14 protein-coding genes and 2 pseudogenes are annotated in these 15,239 nt (G+C 47.3%); 1 reads left to right on the top strand and 15 read right to left on the bottom strand.

All coding sequences use genetic code 11. The features are described from left to right. Positions 1-205 precede the first annotated feature (205 nt). The gene (locus HMPREF9443_RS01310) at positions 206-1,276 is read left to right on the top strand and encodes a hypothetical protein (protein ID WP_009144682.1); all 1,071 of its coding nucleotides are present in this window, start codon (positions 206-208) and stop codon (positions 1,274-1,276) included. A gap of 98 nt (positions 1,277-1,374) precedes the next feature. Here the strand turns inward: HMPREF9443_RS01310 and HMPREF9443_RS01305 are convergent, their stop codons facing one another. The 15 genes and pseudogenes from HMPREF9443_RS01305 to aroF form a co-directional block, all read right to left on the bottom strand. Continuing rightward, the gene (locus HMPREF9443_RS01305) at positions 1,375-2,553 is read right to left on the bottom strand and encodes an aminotransferase-like domain-containing protein (protein ID WP_009144681.1); all 1,179 of its coding nucleotides are present in this window, start codon (positions 2,551-2,553) and stop codon (positions 1,375-1,377) included. Between the two features lie 165 nt (positions 2,554-2,718). After that, entirely contained in the window at positions 2,719-3,174 is a 456-nt protein-coding gene (locus HMPREF9443_RS01300; protein ID WP_040564612.1) for a low molecular weight protein-tyrosine-phosphatase, read from the bottom strand. A 39-nt stretch (positions 3,175-3,213) separates the two neighbouring features. Then, positions 3,214-4,212: pseudogene (locus HMPREF9443_RS11175) on the bottom strand (PDDEXK nuclease domain-containing protein). 62 nt (positions 4,213-4,274) lie between these two features. Further along, a pseudogene (locus HMPREF9443_RS11170) lies at positions 4,275-4,349 on the bottom strand (Fic family protein); the annotation flags it as partial. 232 nt (positions 4,350-4,581) lie between these two features. Beyond that, on the bottom strand, positions 4,582-5,022 hold the full coding sequence (locus tag HMPREF9443_RS01290) for a C-GCAxxG-C-C family protein (protein ID WP_009144676.1): 441 nt from the start codon (positions 5,020-5,022) through the stop codon (positions 4,582-4,584). Between the two features lie 35 nt (positions 5,023-5,057). Further along, complete coding sequence (locus HMPREF9443_RS01285; protein WP_009144675.1) at positions 5,058-6,755, bottom strand: FAD-dependent oxidoreductase; 1,698 nt, start codon at positions 6,753-6,755, stop codon at positions 5,058-5,060. Between the two features lie 156 nt (positions 6,756-6,911). Then, positions 6,912-7,349 carry a type II 3-dehydroquinate dehydratase gene (aroQ, locus tag HMPREF9443_RS01280; protein ID WP_009144674.1) on the bottom strand — a complete coding sequence of 146 codons (438 nt, stop codon included), beginning with the start codon at positions 7,347-7,349 and terminating at the stop codon, positions 6,912-6,914. Between the two features lie 2 nt (positions 7,350-7,351). Beyond that, positions 7,352-7,852, bottom strand: coding sequence for a shikimate kinase (locus HMPREF9443_RS01275; RefSeq protein ID WP_009144673.1), 501 nt, complete (start codon positions 7,850-7,852; stop codon positions 7,352-7,354). Continuing rightward, on the bottom strand, positions 7,849-8,664 hold the full coding sequence (aroE, locus tag HMPREF9443_RS01270) for a shikimate dehydrogenase (protein ID WP_040564609.1): 816 nt from the start codon (positions 8,662-8,664) through the stop codon (positions 7,849-7,851). Before aroE ends, HMPREF9443_RS01275 begins: the two co-directional genes overlap by 4 nt. A 4-nt stretch (positions 8,665-8,668) precedes the next feature. Then, on the bottom strand, positions 8,669-9,787 hold the full coding sequence (gene pheA / locus HMPREF9443_RS01265; RefSeq protein WP_009144671.1) for a prephenate dehydratase: 1,119 nt from the start codon (positions 9,785-9,787) through the stop codon (positions 8,669-8,671). 1 nt (position 9,788) lies between these two features. After that, positions 9,789-10,883 carry a chorismate synthase gene (gene aroC / locus HMPREF9443_RS01260; RefSeq protein WP_009144670.1) on the bottom strand — a complete coding sequence of 365 codons (1,095 nt, stop codon included), beginning with the start codon at positions 10,881-10,883 and terminating at the stop codon, positions 9,789-9,791. Continuing rightward, positions 10,880-12,181, bottom strand: coding sequence for a 3-phosphoshikimate 1-carboxyvinyltransferase (gene aroA / locus HMPREF9443_RS01255; RefSeq protein WP_009144669.1), 1,302 nt, complete (start codon positions 12,179-12,181; stop codon positions 10,880-10,882). The genes aroC and aroA overlap by 4 nt, the downstream gene beginning before the upstream one ends. Before the next feature lie 6 nt (positions 12,182-12,187). Then, a complete protein-coding gene (aroB, locus tag HMPREF9443_RS01250; protein ID WP_009144668.1) occupies positions 12,188-13,252 on the bottom strand; it encodes a 3-dehydroquinate synthase in 1,065 nt (354 codons plus the stop codon). Continuing rightward, complete coding sequence (locus HMPREF9443_RS01245; RefSeq protein ID WP_040564607.1) at positions 13,252-14,136, bottom strand: prephenate dehydrogenase; 885 nt, start codon at positions 14,134-14,136, stop codon at positions 13,252-13,254. The genes aroB and HMPREF9443_RS01245 overlap by 1 nt, the downstream gene beginning before the upstream one ends. A gap of 30 nt (positions 14,137-14,166) precedes the next feature. Next, a complete protein-coding gene (aroF, locus tag HMPREF9443_RS01240; protein WP_009144666.1) occupies positions 14,167-15,180 on the bottom strand; it encodes a 3-deoxy-7-phosphoheptulonate synthase in 1,014 nt (337 codons plus the stop codon). Positions 15,181-15,239 lie beyond the last annotated feature (59 nt).

The following is a 15,239-nucleotide window of genomic DNA, read 5'->3' as shown; positions in this document are numbered from 1 at the left end:
CCCGTTTTTCCTACAAAAACTTTACGCTAGCAATGCCGAAGCTTTTTCTTTCTAGACAATAGATACACTTTTAGCGTATAATATTGTTTAGATTAAATTCGTATTGTTAGCGATAAAATAAACCGCTGGCAACTTTATCAGCGTAAAAATCAAAATGCAGACTTTAAGCCTGTAAAGGAGAGTGCAGAATTTGAAACCTTATAGCATGCAAGAATTAGAAGAATGCGGCTTTTTATCAAAAATATTCGGCAGCAAGCCTACCGAAAACGGCTGGAAGGAGCTCAATAATCTGTTGGCTGCAGCACCCGACGCTTTAGCAGTCAGTGCCGATGATGTGCATCATGCTCTGAAAAAATGGGGCGTAAAATTCCATGATGATAATTGCAACCAACGCAGCGGCATTTACCGCAAGCTGGCAGATGTTGTCTTTACCGAAGTACAGACTAAGGAAGACAGCCTTTGGGCACAGCTTGCACATTTAGCTGAAATTTTGGAGCTGCCGCCGCATCTGGCAAAGCAGGCTGATAAGGCAGCAAAAACAGCTGCTTATTTTGTCCGCTGCCGTGATTTGCTTGCAGGCACCGAAAAGCTGGATATCAAACAATTGAATGAGTTATTCGGCTATGACTACGAAGACAGTCTTTCCATGCGTAAGCAGGTTTTTCAGGCTCACTTCAATCAGAAGTTTGACGAAATCAGCAGCGCACAGCGTTATACTCCGGAAGAAGAAGCTGCCCTGCGTGCCGACTGCGCAACTCTGGATATCCCATATGAATTAAAGAATAACATTGTCAGCGCTCTGGAAAAATACCGCAGCCTGTGGAATGCGGAGCATATGCCTTTAGGCGATATCAAGCAGGATGCTTTCCCTCTCAACCCCGGCGAAATCTGCCACGCCTATACCAACTGCGGTCTCTGCCAAAACAAAATGATAGAACGCGAAGACAACTACTATGAGCTGACACGCAAATTCCGCATTGACGAAACCGTTGCCTTCAAGGGCGAAAAAATCGAGCATCCCAAATTCACAGAAGAAATGACTATTATTGAAGAGCTGGGCGTGTTCTTCCTTACTAACCAACGTTTAGTTTACATTGGTAAGAAAAATGCCTTCCATATCCCGCTCAACGTTCTCAGCGGTGCTGATTTTGACGGCATCAACCTTGTAACCTTCCATCACACCGATGGTACCGACAGTATCTTTAAATTCAGTGACGAGGCTGCCGGAGTTTTATACATTCTGTTCGAAAGAACCTTAAAGGCTGCTAAAGCATAAAACAGCATATATACAAAATACCCCTGCAGAAATTTTTCTGCAGGGGTTAAATTTTTATCAGCTGTAAAATTTACAAGACAGCTTAAGCCGTGAAAGAATTACATGCACTCTTTGATTGCTTTAGCCATACGTTGGATACCTTCAACAATGCGGTTATCCGGCATGTTGGAGTAGTTGATACGCATGCTGCGATCAGTCTTCTGATTCGGATAGAAGGCATCACCGATAACGCCGGCAACCTTCATCTCGATGCATTTGTTGAATACTTTACGTGCGCTTACGCCTTCAGGGAAGGTCAGCCACAGGAACAGACCACCTTCCGGATGAGTCCATTCGGTGCCAGCCGGGAAGTATTTCTCCATGGATTCAAGAATCAGATCACGACGATGTTTGTACAGAGCAACGATTTCTTTAACATGCTCATCTAGGTCGTATTGTTCCATGTAAGCATCTGCAACGCCTTGGTCAAAGTTAGAGGTGTGCAGGTCAGCACTTTGTTTGATTTTAACAAACTCGCTCAGCAGGCTGTGCTCTGCAGCAATCCAGCCAAGACGCAGGCCCGGGCAGAAGATTTTGGAGAAGGTACCCAGGAACATAACCAAGCCTTTGGTATCCATAGATTTCAGGGACGGCAGGATAGTGCCTTCATAGCGCAGTTCGCCGTACGGATTATCTTCGAGTACAGGCAGGTTGTGTTTGTTAACAACTTCCATGAATTTTTGACGGCGTTCCATGGACCAGGTACGACCGGTCGGGTTTTGGAAGTCAGGAATTACATAGATAAATTTGCAGTTCGGAGTGGTTTCCAGAATTTTATCCAGTTCTTCCGGAATCAGACCACCGTTATCGGTCGGAACCTCAACAAATTTCGGTTGGTAAGCGTTGAATGCGTTCAAAGCGCCGAGGTAGGACGGGCTTTCGCACAGAACAACGTCGCCGGGATCCAGGAACAGCTTGCCTGCGAAGTCCAGGCATTGTTGAGAACCGGTGGTAATCAGAATGTCATCGGGATCAACATTGGTGTGGTATTTATCAGCCATGCGTTTAGCAATTTTTGCACGCAGGGACGGACGGCCTTCGGTAGTTGCATATTGCAGCAGCTGGCGACCTTCCTTCAGTACCAGGTCATGAGAAACCTTGGCAATTTCTTCTACAGGGAACAGTTCCGGTGCAGGCAGACCGCCGGCAAAGGAAATAATATCAGGCTGAGCAGTTAATTTTAACAGCTCGCGGATTTCAGAAGCTTGCATACGCTCCATACGTGTTGCGAATTTCATGATTAAAAACCTCTCTTCATTGGAAACTATATTATTTTACCGTAACACTTATTGTAGCACCACAATCTAAAACAAACAAGCAAAATACCGTTTTCGATTAATTCTATCTATTTTTATGGTAAATTATGTTAACTTATTAACGGTTTGCACGGAAATTTGTTTGTTTTAATATTTCAGATACTTCAGCAAGCCATCCAGGCCTTCCATGATATCTTTATAGGTTACTTCAAAGTCACCGGTATACCACGGATCGGCAATGCTTGCGCCCTTGCGACCGGTATAATCCAAAAGCAGATGGACCTTATCCTGCGTATCTTCACCGATGACTCTACGCAAATTACGGATATTATTGCTGTCCATCACCAGCAGCAAATCATAATATTCGTAGTCACGCTTTGTCACCTGTACTGCATGCTTGCCTGCGACGCTGATGCCAAGCTGCGCCAGCTTATTGCGCGTGCCGTGATGCACAGGATTACCGATTTCTTCCCTGCTTGTCGCTGCCGAAGCAATTTCAAAATCAGCGGCAATGCCGCGCTTTTTTACAATGTCCTTCAATAAAAACTCTGCCATAGGCGAACGGCAAATGTTGCCATGGCAGATAAAGAGAATTTTATGCATTGGTGTGTCCTTTCTAAAACTTAAGAATTAATTAGAGCCTTATTTAATCCGTTTCTGAATATCTTCAACAGATGGCAGTTGCTTTTCCAGATCATCCGGCAGGCTACTGGTTATTTTGTATTCGCTTACACCAATTGGCTTTGAAATATCCTTGAGTGAATATTCTGCAACCACATTGTTTTTGCTTTTGCACAGAAGCAAACCAATGGACGGATTATCCTGCTCTTTTTTCAAAATGCCGTCCACGGCTGACAGATAAAAGTTTAGCTGACCAGCATATTCCGGCTTGAAATCACCAGTTTTCAATTCGATAACTACATAACAGCGAAGATTCAGGTTATAGAACAACAAATCAATGTAAAAATCATCGCCGCCTACGTTCAGGTGATACTGGTTTCCCAGAAAAGCAAACCCTGTTCCAAGCTCCAGAAGGAGCTTTGTGACATCCCTAACAAGTGCCTGCTCAATATCCCGTTCGAGCATATCCTCCCGGAAAGAAATAAAATCAAATACATATGGGTCTTTCATTGTCTGCGCTGCAAGTTCACTTTGCGGAGACGGTAAGCGGTGATTAAAATTTGTAACTTTATCTGCCAGAACCTGCCGCTGATACAAGTTGCTTTCAATCTGATGGACAAGAACATTTCGAGACCAGCCGTTTTCCGCTGACTTTTTGATATACTATTTACGTTCATCCATATCAGCGACCTTATCCAGAAGAACTATATTGTGACCCCATGGAATTTGTGCAACAACCTGTTGCACAAATTCCCGATTTGGATAGATCTCAGCAAATTTTGCCATATATTTTAGATTACGAACAGAATATCCCTTACTTTCTGGAAAGGCAATCCTAATATCAGTAGCAAGATTGTCAATAAACTTGTTGCCCCATGATTTATGTTCATTAATCACACAACCTATATCATGATAAAGGAGCAACATATCTGCATTCGCATGAACTGCTGCACGGTACTGTGCAGCCCTGATTTCGCTCTTGATATTTTCGATAATAGAGAGATACTCAGTTGTATTCATTAGCACACTCATCGCCTCGCTTTCACATAATTCTTATCATTATTTTCTATATATAAGATGCTTCAATACTCAATCCTAAAATAATCAAGATATGCCTTATATCTATCCTGCGCAGCAAGGCAGGTATCCATCAGATAACTGTTTTTCTTACTCCATTTCTGCAAAAATTTTTCAATAAATTTCTAATATCAGTATAGCATGTTGACGGCAAAAACTTCAATTAATTTGTTTTCATAGCCAATTATTTTTGCCGTCAACAAGCGCTCCGCAATTTTTTATTATTACTTTTGGCGTATTTACGCATTCTCACACCTAGAAAAATACAAAGGAACTGCCACTTACGCGACAGTCCCTTTTAGATTATCATTATTACTTCAGCAGTTCCTTTTCTTCCAGATACACAGCCAGCAGCTGAGCCACCTTATTCACCAGCTTCAGACAATTTTTCAAATGCTCACGCGTATTAAACTCGTAGGGCATCAAATCACCGCAAGCGCAGGAGCCGAATTCCTTGGCAAAGCGCTCATGAAATTCCAATGTCAGCGAATAAATTTCCGCCAAAGGCTTATCGCTCGGCTGATTGCGGCCGGCCAACGTACTGATGACCATCACACAGCCTGCCATAGCTCCGCACAAATCGCGCGCATGGCCAATGCCGCCGCCAAATCCGGAGCACAGACGGAATGCATTATCATCAATATTCACGCCTGCCTCCTTACGGAAGGTTTGTACAATCGCTTCGCAGCAGTTATAACCGCTCTTAAAATTGTTGCCTGCTGCCATGCCCATTTTTTCACTAAATTCACTCATGCTTTTCTCCTCCTTGCATAACAATATTAAAATGCTTACTTTTTGTCTTTATCGCTTTCCGTCGCATACGGCCAACCGCTCATACCTCCCTCCAGGCTGTAAACATCCTGGAAGCCACGTGCGCGCAGAATAACCTCCGCTTCGTAGCCACGCAAATCAATCTGGCAGGCTGTAACTATTTTCTGCTCTTTATCCATCTTGCTGATATCCGCTGTACGCAAGGTATCAAGCGGCAGATTTACTCTCGACGGAATGTCGGCAATACGCTTAGCTGCTACCTCTGCCGGCGTGCGTACATCAACGAATAAATAATCCTCCTGCGTGCGGTTCTTTTCAAATTCTACAGGATTAATGCTGCGCAGCTGGCCGTCAAGTTTATTTTGCAGGACATTGGCTGCCGTTGCGATATTCTCAATCGGCGTATTAAACGGTGGAGCATAAGCCAGATCAAGTCCGGATAAATTCTCCAGCGTTGCACCTAAAGAAATTGCCGCCGCCAATATATCAATACGCTTCGCTACGCTCGCTCCGACAGCCTGCGCACCCAATACGCGTCCGCTGCTCTTTTCTGCCAACAGCTTCAGCACAATGCGCCCTACTCCCGGCATATAGCCTAAACGGTCAGAGCCTGGTACAATTGCGCTTGCAAAATCAATACCGGCCTGCCGCGCAGTCCGCTCGTTCAAACCAGTTGCCCCGGCTTCCTGCGCAAAGAAGCGACAGGCGGCAGTCCCCAGGACACCGGGATATTGCTTCCGCGCTCCGCAGATATTATCCGCAATTACGCGGCCATGCTTGTTGGCTGTAGACCCCATAGGCACAAACACCTTGGCTCCGCTGACACGATGAGTATTTTCCGCACAGTCACCTCCGGCATAAATTGCATCATCGCTTGTCTGCAGGTATTCGTTAACCGCAATACAGCCGCTCGGACCTATAACAAGGCCGGCCTCGCGCGCCAGCTCCACGTTCGGACGCACGCCGACGGCAACGATAACCAACTGTGCCGGGATTACGCGTTTATCCGTCTGCACTCCGCTAACTTTGCCGTTTTCTACGGTAAAGGCACCTGCTCTTTCCTCCAGATAAATATCGAGCAGCGGATTTTTCGTATCACGCAGCAGCAATGCTGCCATATCCTCATCAAGCAGCTGCGGCAGCAGTCTGTCCTGCTGTTCCAAAACGCTGGTATGCAAACCGCGGCGCACAAAAGCTTCTGCCAGCTCCAGACCGATAAAGCCTGCGCCGATGATAACTACATCCTTAACGCCGCCTTCGGCAATTTCCTTATCTACTGCTTCAACATCCCACGGAAACCAGAAGCTGTGAATGCCTGCGGCATCAGCATTAGGCAAGGGAAGCTTCACCGGCGTACTGCCGGTTGCCAACACCAGCACGTCATAAGACAGCTTTTTCAGCTCTCCCTTTTCCATATAATGCACGCATTTTTGCACTCTGTCCATTTTTTGCACATTACAGCCGCATCGGGCATCAATGCCCTTCACGGCCGCAAAATAATCACTGTCGCGCAAGGCTCCCTGCGGTGTATGGTCAAAGCTGTCCATGCTCTTAACCTCACCGCTGATAAAATACGGGAAGCCGCAGGCACCGTAGCTCAGTTGCGGTCCGCGTTCCAGCACGATAATCTCTGCTTCGGCATCCAGCCTGCGCAAGCGCGCCGCCGTTTTCATACCGGCGGCCACCCCACCGACGATTACTACACGTTTACCCATAATGTCACCTCCAAGAACGAATTTAATGTTATCTTACTATTGTGAAAATTTAACTGCCAAAATTGCTTCTGTCAGCAAATATTACTCTATAATCATTATAACAAAACAGCCCCCGAAAGCAAAGCTTCAGAGACTGTTTACCAAAATTATTATATACTATTTTGCTTCATACACACTCAGCGCTTCCATTGCCAAGGCATAGCCCGCAAATCCCAGGCCGCAGATTTGTCCGACGCAGCCTGCCACCGTTACAGAATGATGGCGGAACTCCTCACGCTGATGGATGTTGCTGATATGCACCTCAATCGCAGGAATATTTACTGCCTTCAATGCGTCCAGAATTGCTACGCTGTAATGCGTAAACGCCGCCGGATTGATAACAATGCCGTCAAAATGACCGTAAGCATTCTGAATAGCGGTAACTATATCGCCCTCATAATTGCTCTGCAGCAGCTCCACCTCTACGCCAAGGCGGTCGGCCGCAGAACGGATGTAAGCACACAAGCTGTCATAATCATCACGGCCATAGATATTTTTTTCACGGATGCCCAGCATATTAATGTTAGGACCATTTAAAACTAATATTTTACGCATCTTTATCCCTCCAGCTTAGCGGCAATATTCAGCAGCTCATGCAGAACTCTGCCGAAATCGCCGTTATTATCAATAGTATAATCCGCATATCGGCGGTACAGCGCAATACGCTCGTTATATAAAGTATAAAGCTTCTGCTTATCGGCAGCAAGCAACGGACGCGCATCACCGGCAATACATCCGATGATATTTTCCGGTTTGCGGTCGATAAAGACCACAACACCGCCGCGCTTTAGCAGCTCCATGTTTTCCGCACGCTTTACGGCACCTCCGCCGGTAGCGATAACAGCTCCGTCACATTCCGCCAGATACGCCAGCGTGCGCGTTTCCGCTGCGCGGAACGCATCCTCGCTTTCCGCAAAGAAAGCCTTGATTGTACGCTGCTCACGCTCTTCGAGGACAGTATCAGCATCATAAAACGGCAGCTGCAAACGTTTCGCCATGCGCTTGCCAAATGTGCTTTTGCCGCAGCCCGGCATACCAATCAGCACGATATTTTTCATATATTCTGCTCCAAATCCTGCATGATTTTGACGATAAGCTCGCTGTCGTATTTTCCGCCCTGCCAGATTTCCTGAGCAGCCACAGCCTGCGCCACAAGCATGAACAAACCATTGACAGTCTGCATCTTCGCCTCGGCAGCCTGCTTCAAGAACAATGTCTGCTTAGGATTATAAATCAAATCTACAGCAGCATCAAAATTGCTGATTTCCTCAGGCGTAACAGGTGCAGCGTTAACCTTAGGATACATACCCACAGGCGTGCAGTTGACAATCACATCACCGGTCAGCGCTGCTAAGCCGTCATAATCAATAAACTTGCACTTGGGCGCAATCTTAAGGAAATCCTTATCAACATGGGCAACGTCACGCGTAACAAGATACAGCTTGCCGACACGCTTATCAACCATATATTTGACAACCGCACGCGCAGCGCCGCCGGTACCCAGCACCGCAACACGCTTAGCGCGCACATCAATATTATTGTATTCCAGCATTCTGCCAAAGCCGAAGTAATCGGTATTGTAGCCTTCGGCACCGTTTTCATCAAATTTAATCGTATTTACAGCGCCGATAGCCTTAGCTTCACGTGTAATGCTGTCCAACAGCGGCATAACATGCAATTTATGCGGAATGGTAACATTGCTGCCTGCATAATTGGCACGCAGCTCTTCCATACGTTTGGGCAATTCCTCCTGCGGTGTTTCCAGCAGCGTATAATCGCCTTCAATACCCGTATATTTAAAAAACAGCTCGTGAATCTGCGGTGAAAGGCTGTGTCCCAGCTTACCGCCCAAAAGTCCGTAATGCTTCATCTGTTTATTCCTTTCGTTCGTAAGCACGATAATTGCCAAGAACCTTGCAATAGGTGCTCTTCGATTTTATTTCTTCCATCACATCGATAACTAACGGATCCGCCAGATTACCGGTGACATCGATGTAGAAAAAGTATTCCCACGTTTTGCCGACAATCGGACGTGATTCCAGATTCAGCATATTTAAGCCCATATGGTAGAAGCTAGCGAGCATCTTATACAGCGAGCCAGTTTCGTGCTTCACGGCAACAATCAGCGTAATCTTATTTGCGTTCGCTACGATTTCCGGTTTTTTTGCGATAATAACAAAGCGGGTATAATTGTTGCTGTTGCTATTGATGGCCGGCGCAATAACCTTCAAATTATACAGCTCTGCTGCCTGCTTACCGGCAATAGCACCCAAGCTTACATCCTGCTTTTCAGCAACCTCCTCCGCACTCTTGGATGTACTGAAATAAGGAACCTGCTCTATATCCGGATAGTCATGAAAGAAATCAGCGCACTGCTTCAAGCCCTGCGGATGCGAATACACTGTTTTAATCGTACTCAATGAAGCGCCCTCACAGCCTAACAGATTTTGCTCAATCTTTACGCACTGCTCGCCTACGATACTGCAGTCATACTGACGCAGCAAATCATATACCTCGGTAATACCGCCTGTCGAAGAATTTTCAATAGGCAGAACGGCGTAATCCATAGTGCCATCGCTGATACTGGAAATTACTTCTTCAAAGGTCTGGAAGTGATGACGATTGTAGCGGCGTCCATGAAAATATTCCTCCAAAGCCTGATGCGTAAAGGAGCCTGCAGGACCGAAGCAAGCAACCTCATAGGTTTTGTCGTTTGCTTCGGACAGCGCAGTTTCTTCCAGCAGACAGGCCTGATCGATAATACCGCGCATAATATTTTTCACAGCCACGGAATATTCCTTGTTCTCCAAAAAGCCTGCAACCTTTTCAATAACCTTAGCCTCACGGTTTTTGTCCTTAACAGGCAGTCCTTTGGATTTTTTATAGGCAGCCACCTGCATTACCAGGTGCAAACGGCTTTCCAATACGTCTGCCAGCTGCTGGTCAACCTTATCTATTTCTTGGCGGATTTTTTCTAAATCAAGCTCCTGCATTTTATTTCTCCCATTTCTTCGCTTCTAAAAGTAAATCCCACAGCGTCCACGCAACCACCGCTTCGATAACAGGCACAGCACGCTGTACAATACAGGGATCATGCCTGCCGACAATAGCCAGCGTTGTATCAGCCTGCTCCTTAAGGCTCACTGTCTGCTGCTCGCGCGCAATCGACGGTGTCGGCTTAATGGCCACGCGCACTACAAAAGGCATACCGTTGGTAATACCGCCGGTAACGCCGCCGTTGTGGTTCGTCAGTGCCTTCACCTTGCCGTCAACGTAATGCAAAGCATCATTTGCTTCAGCACCCGTCAGCCTGGCAAAGCCAAATCCATCGCCAAATTCTACACCTTTAACAGCAGGCACGGAAAACAGCGCATGGCTCAGCATGCTTTCCACGGAATCAAAATACGGTGCGCCGATACCTGCGGGCAAATGCAGTGCAATAGCTTCAATTACACCGCCTACGCTGTTAAGCTCGCTCTTAGCCTGCAAAATGCGCTCCTGCATTTTTTCGCCGACAGCGTCATCCATAACAGCAAACTTTTTCGTATTCAGCTCAGCTAATTCTGCATCACTTACGCCCATTGGATTGAAGCGCTCTTCTTTGATATCGTTAATCTGCAGAATATGCGACCCGACAATAATACCATATTGCGCCAACGCCTGCTTGGCCACAGCACCGGAAAAAACAAGCGGTGCCGTCAGACGACCGGAAAAATGGCCGCCGCCGCGATAATCGTTAAAGCCCTGATAACGTACATGGCCTGCGTAATCCGCATGACCGGGGCGCATTTTATCGGCGAGAATGCTGTAATCCTTAGAATGCTGGTCGCTGTTGACGATACGCGCGCACAGCGGTGTACCTGTCGTAAATCCATTGAAGAAGCCGCTTTGGATTTCTACCATATCGCTTTCCTTGCGTGCTGTGCTCAACGCATTCTGTCCGGGAGCACGACGCGCCATTTCGGCAGCAATCGCTGCTTCATCAAGCGACAGTCCCGGCGGCAGTCCATCCAGCACTACGCCGATGGATTTGCCGTGCGATTCGCCGTATATCGCCATTTTTATATTCATGCCAAAAATTCCGCTCATGCCAGCACCTCAATTTTTCCGCCTACGCTTTGGTAATCCTGCCAGAAGTCAGGGTAAGACTTGCTTACACTGCCTGCACCGGTTAAGGTAATCGGTTCGGCGCAGCACTGCGCAGCAATTGCCAGGCTCATAGCAATACGATGATCGTTCCAGGCATCTGCTTCTACACCACCGCGCAGCCCCTCAGGCTTGCCGGTAATTGTCAGACCTTCCAGTTCTTCCGTAATTGCCGCACCCATTTTGTTTAATTCACTCGTCATAGCCGCCAGTCTGTCGCATTCCTTGATACGCAGGCGTCCAGCGTTGATAATCTTCGTCGTTCCCTCGCTGACTGCTGCCAGCACGGTAAGCACAGGAATAATATCGGGACAGTTAGAAGCGTCTATTACCGTTGCCTGCGTTGTACTGCTGTTTACGGTTACGCTGTCGGCATTTTGGGCAATATCAGCACCCATGCGCTGCATAATTTCTACCACAGCCTTATCACCCTGCAGCGAAGCAAAGTCAATACCGCTTGCCGTAATGCCTGCGCCCAAAGCACCGCCGACAGTCCAAAAGGCTGCCTGCGACCAGTCGCCCTCAACCTTGCTGTCCTGCGCTTTAAAACGCTGCTTGCCAGGTACGAGATAATGACGGTGTGCGCCATCTACATTTTCTATTTTAACACCGTACTTCGCCAGGCAGTTCAGCGTCATATCTACATAAGAAGCGGATTCCAACGGCGAAGTAATGATAATTTCGGAATCACCCTTTAATAACGGCAAAGCAAAAAGCAGACCGCTGACAAACTGACTGCTTACATCTCCCGGCAGTTCAAATTTACCCGGCATCAGATGACCGTTGACTGTCAACGGCAGATTGCCATTATCATTAAAATACTGCACAAACTGCTTATCAAGAATATCGTAATACGCCTGCAAAGGACGTGATACCAGCTTGCCGTGACCGATAAAGGTCAGCGGACAGCCAAGATTTGCTCCCAAAGGAATAAAAAAGCGTAAGGTGGAACCGGATTCACCGCAGTCAACATTATCTGCCGCTGCAATCGGATGACCTGTGCCTGTAATCTGCAAAGCCTTACGTCCCTCTATCATGCTGGGGATTTCGTCCACGCTCACATTCATAGCACGCAGAACGCGCATCGTTGCTTCAATATCCTGAGACATGCTGATATTATCGACAATGCTGGTGCCGCCTGCAAGACCTGCACAAATGATTTCTCTGTGTCCCATACTTTTAGATGACGGCACCTGCACCGTTCCTGCCAATTTTGCAGGATAAATTTTTACCTTTTCCATTTAGCCTCACCCCAAATACTTTGGCACTTCCTGCCAATCAACTTTCTGCAGTACGCCCTCGCCTATCTGCTGCAAAATAATGAGGGTAATGCTGTTGCCGTTCTTTTTCTTATCTCTTGCCATTGTATCAAGCAGCTGCGCTTTTTCTACGCCCGCAGTCAACGGCAAATTATACTTTTCAAGTACGCTCTTAATACGCTCGGCGCTGCCTTTGGCTGTCATTCCCAGCTCTTCGGTGCGCTTAGTCAGCTGATACATGCCAATCGCCACACCCTCGCCGTGCGTAAAGCAGCTGTAGCCGAAGTGCTGCTCTACAGCATGTCCCAAGGTATGACCGAAATTCAGCAGCATCCGCAGGCCTGTATCAAATTCATCCTGCTCTACAATGCGTGCTTTTATTGCACAGCAGGTGGCAACAACACTGTCAATATCTGCCAAAAGCGCAGCATCATCAGCATAGCCGGCAATTTTTGCAAAAAGCGCTGCATCCTTAATGCAGCCGTATTTAATCGCTTCTGCCAAGCCATCGTGCAAAAAGCGGGTAGAAAGCGTTGCCAGTAAGTCTGTATCAATAAACACAGCCTTCGGCTGATAAAAGGCACCGGCAAGGTTTTTTCCGGCCTTTAAATCTACAGCTACCTTACCACCAACGCTGCTGTCAATCTGTGCCAGCAGTGATGTCGGTATCTGCACAAAGGCAATGCCACGCATAAAGCTGGCAGCGGCAAAGCCGCCCAAATCACCGACAACACCGCCGCCAAGCGTCAGCACAACGTCAGTGCGCGTAAGCCCTGCTGCAGCAAGCTGTTCCAATACATCGCTGAGCACCTGCATGTTCTTGCTTTGCTCGCCGGCTTCAATTACCACCTTATGCACAACAAGGCCAGCCTCTTCGAGGCTAGCCTGTAATTTTGCTGCATATAACGGTGCAACATTTGTATCGCTGATAATTGCAGCCTTGCGCGCCTTCGGCAGCAACGCTGCAACCTTAGAGCCGGCCTGCGGCAGCAGGCCGGCGGCTATTTCAATATCATAGGCATGAACGCCTAATGCAACATGAATTTTCTTCATTAAAAAAGCTCCCTTCTCCGTGCTCCCGCCTTGCGCATCAGCTCCTTCAGCTTTTCGCCGTCATCACTGCGCAGAGCGTCGCGCCACAGCACCAGCTGCTCCATATATTTGTCTATTTCATCCGCAACCTTTTCCCTGTTGGCCAGGAATAAATTGCACCATAATTCAGGATTGATATCTGCTACACGAGTGCCATCTCGGAAGCTGCCGGCAACGAAGTACTTGGTCTTATCATCAAAGGACGCGCTGTCCATAAGCGCTACCGCAGTAACATGCGGCAAATTGCTGGTATAGGCAATCGTTGCATCATGCTGCGCCGGTGTTACCTGCACCGTATGCTTGCAACCAAGAGCCAAAGCAAATTGCTCCAGCCAGCTGATAGCAGCCTGTGTGTTATGCTTTTCCGGCACGATGATGTAGTTCGCATTCTGAAAAATATGCGCATCGCTCATACCCAAGCCGCTGCCCTGGCGTCCGGCCATCGGATGGCCGGAAATAAATTCCATGCCACCCTTTAAAAGTTCCTGGCCTCTGCTGATCATATCGTTTTTAATGCCTGCAACATCAGTCAGTAAAACACTTTCGTTAAAGAAATCAACGTTTTCAGCTATAAAGCCCACGATTGCTTCAGGATAAATAGCGCAGATGATTACGTTGGCCTCCTTAAGTCGGTTATCAGGCTCAGTCATGCCAATATCAACCAATCCCTGCTGCTTTGCTTCCTGCAATGTTGCTGCATCTCGCTCTATACCGATAATCTGCTTAACGCCCAGTTTACGCAATGCTTTGGCATAGGAGCCGCCAATTAGCCCCAAGCCAACGATAGCAAAGCTGAGCTCCTGCCACCTTGTACTTCTATTTTCGCCACCAAAATCAGCTTCCAAAAAAATCACTCCTAATCTGCCATATTACTATTATAACTCTCTGCCGACAATGTTCGCAATGCCTCTGAGGTCACCCATCAGCTTAGCAAAACGGTCCGGTTTCAAGGATTGGGCACCATCACACCATGCTGCTTCCGGATCATTATGTACTTCAATCAAAAGGCCGTCTGCGCCGACTGCAACTGCTGCCTTAGCCAAAGGCTCTACCATCCACCACATGCCTGCTGCATGACTTGGGTCAACTACTACCGGCAGATGGCTGAGTCTTTTTACTGCAGGAATAGCACTTACATCAAGCGTGTTGCGAGTATAGGTTTCAAAGGTACGGATACCGCGTTCGCAAAGGATAACATTTTCGTTGCCTTCGCTCATAATGTATTCCGCTGCCATCAGCCATTCCTCAATCGTTGCCGCCAGACCACGCTTCAACAGAATAGGCTTATTGGTTTTGCCCAATTCCTTAAGCAGATCGAAGTTCTGCATATTGCGGGCGCCGACCTGAATCAGGTCAACGTCTTCAACAAAGCGTTCCACCATGTAAGGTGACATGATTTCCGTAACAATCGGCAGGCCGGTTGCAGCCCTGGCATTTTTCAGGAAATCCAGACCTTTTTCCTTTAAGCCCTGGAAGGAGTACGGAGAAGTACGAGGCTTGAAGGCACCGCCACGCATCAGCGTAGCGCCTGCAGCCTTAACATCCTTGGCAATTTCCGTAACCTGCTCCTGGGTTTCTACGGAACAGGGGCCTGCGATAACCTGCAGCTTTTTGCCGCCGAATTTTCTGCCTGCAACATCAATAATGCTGTCCTCGGGATGGAACATGCGGTTCGCACGTTTGAAAGGCTCCTGCACACGCATTACCTTTTCTACACCCTCAACAACACGTAAAAGGTTGATATCCAAAGCGCTGGTATCACCAACAACACCAAACAGTGAAGCATTTACGCCATCACTGGCATGAATCTGAAAGCCCTTGCTTTCTAATTGGTTTTTCAGCTTAGTTTTTTCCTCAACAGTTGCATTTTGTTTGAATACGATAATCATGATAAAATCTCTCCTTTAATCTAATCTACAATGCTACAATACTACTCCCAGATCAGGAG

Origin of the sequence: Phascolarctobacterium succinatutens YIT 12067, from assembly GCF_000188175.1 — a bacterium.
In the GTDB taxonomy this organism is placed as follows: domain Bacteria; phylum Bacillota; class Negativicutes; order Acidaminococcales; family Acidaminococcaceae; genus Phascolarctobacterium_A; species Phascolarctobacterium_A succinatutens.
The sequence above is the reverse complement of the archived record's forward strand: the minus strand, read 5'-3'. Positions and strand labels throughout refer to the sequence as shown.

Excerpts from the sequence above, each read along its gene's own strand:
- aroQ (WP_009144674.1), bottom strand. The coding sequence starts at position 7,349 with ATGCGTAAAATATTAGTTTTAAATGGTCCTAACATTAATATGCTGGGC.
- aroB (WP_009144668.1), bottom strand. The coding sequence starts at position 13,252 with ATGAAGAAAATTCATGTTGCATTAGGCGTTCATGCCTATGATATTGAA.
- HMPREF9443_RS01300 (WP_040564612.1), bottom strand. The coding sequence starts at position 3,174 with ATGCATAAAATTCTCTTTATCTGCCATGGCAACATTTGCCGTTCGCCT.
- aroE (WP_040564609.1), bottom strand. The coding sequence starts at position 8,664 with ATGAAGCATTACGGACTTTTGGGCGGTAAGCTGGGACACAGCCTTTCA.
- HMPREF9443_RS01285 (WP_009144675.1), bottom strand. The coding sequence starts at position 6,755 with ATGGGTAAACGTGTAGTAATCGTCGGTGGGGTGGCCGCCGGTATGAAA.
- HMPREF9443_RS01275 (WP_009144673.1), bottom strand. The coding sequence starts at position 7,852 with ATGAAAAATATCGTGCTGATTGGTATGCCGGGCTGCGGCAAAAGCACA.
- HMPREF9443_RS01290 (WP_009144676.1), bottom strand. The coding sequence starts at position 5,022 with ATGAGTGAATTTAGTGAAAAAATGGGCATGGCAGCAGGCAACAATTTT.
- HMPREF9443_RS01305 (WP_009144681.1), bottom strand. The coding sequence starts at position 2,553 with ATGAAATTCGCAACACGTATGGAGCGTATGCAAGCTTCTGAAATCCGC.
- HMPREF9443_RS01310 (WP_009144682.1), top strand. The coding sequence starts at position 206 with ATGCAAGAATTAGAAGAATGCGGCTTTTTATCAAAAATATTCGGCAGC.
- aroC (WP_009144670.1), bottom strand. The coding sequence starts at position 10,883 with ATGAGCGGAATTTTTGGCATGAATATAAAAATGGCGATATACGGCGAA.
- aroA (WP_009144669.1), bottom strand. The coding sequence starts at position 12,181 with ATGGAAAAGGTAAAAATTTATCCTGCAAAATTGGCAGGAACGGTGCAG.
- aroF (WP_009144666.1), bottom strand. The coding sequence starts at position 15,180 with ATGATTATCGTATTCAAACAAAATGCAACTGTTGAGGAAAAAACTAAG.
- pheA (WP_009144671.1), bottom strand. The coding sequence starts at position 9,787 with ATGCAGGAGCTTGATTTAGAAAAAATCCGCCAAGAAATAGATAAGGTT.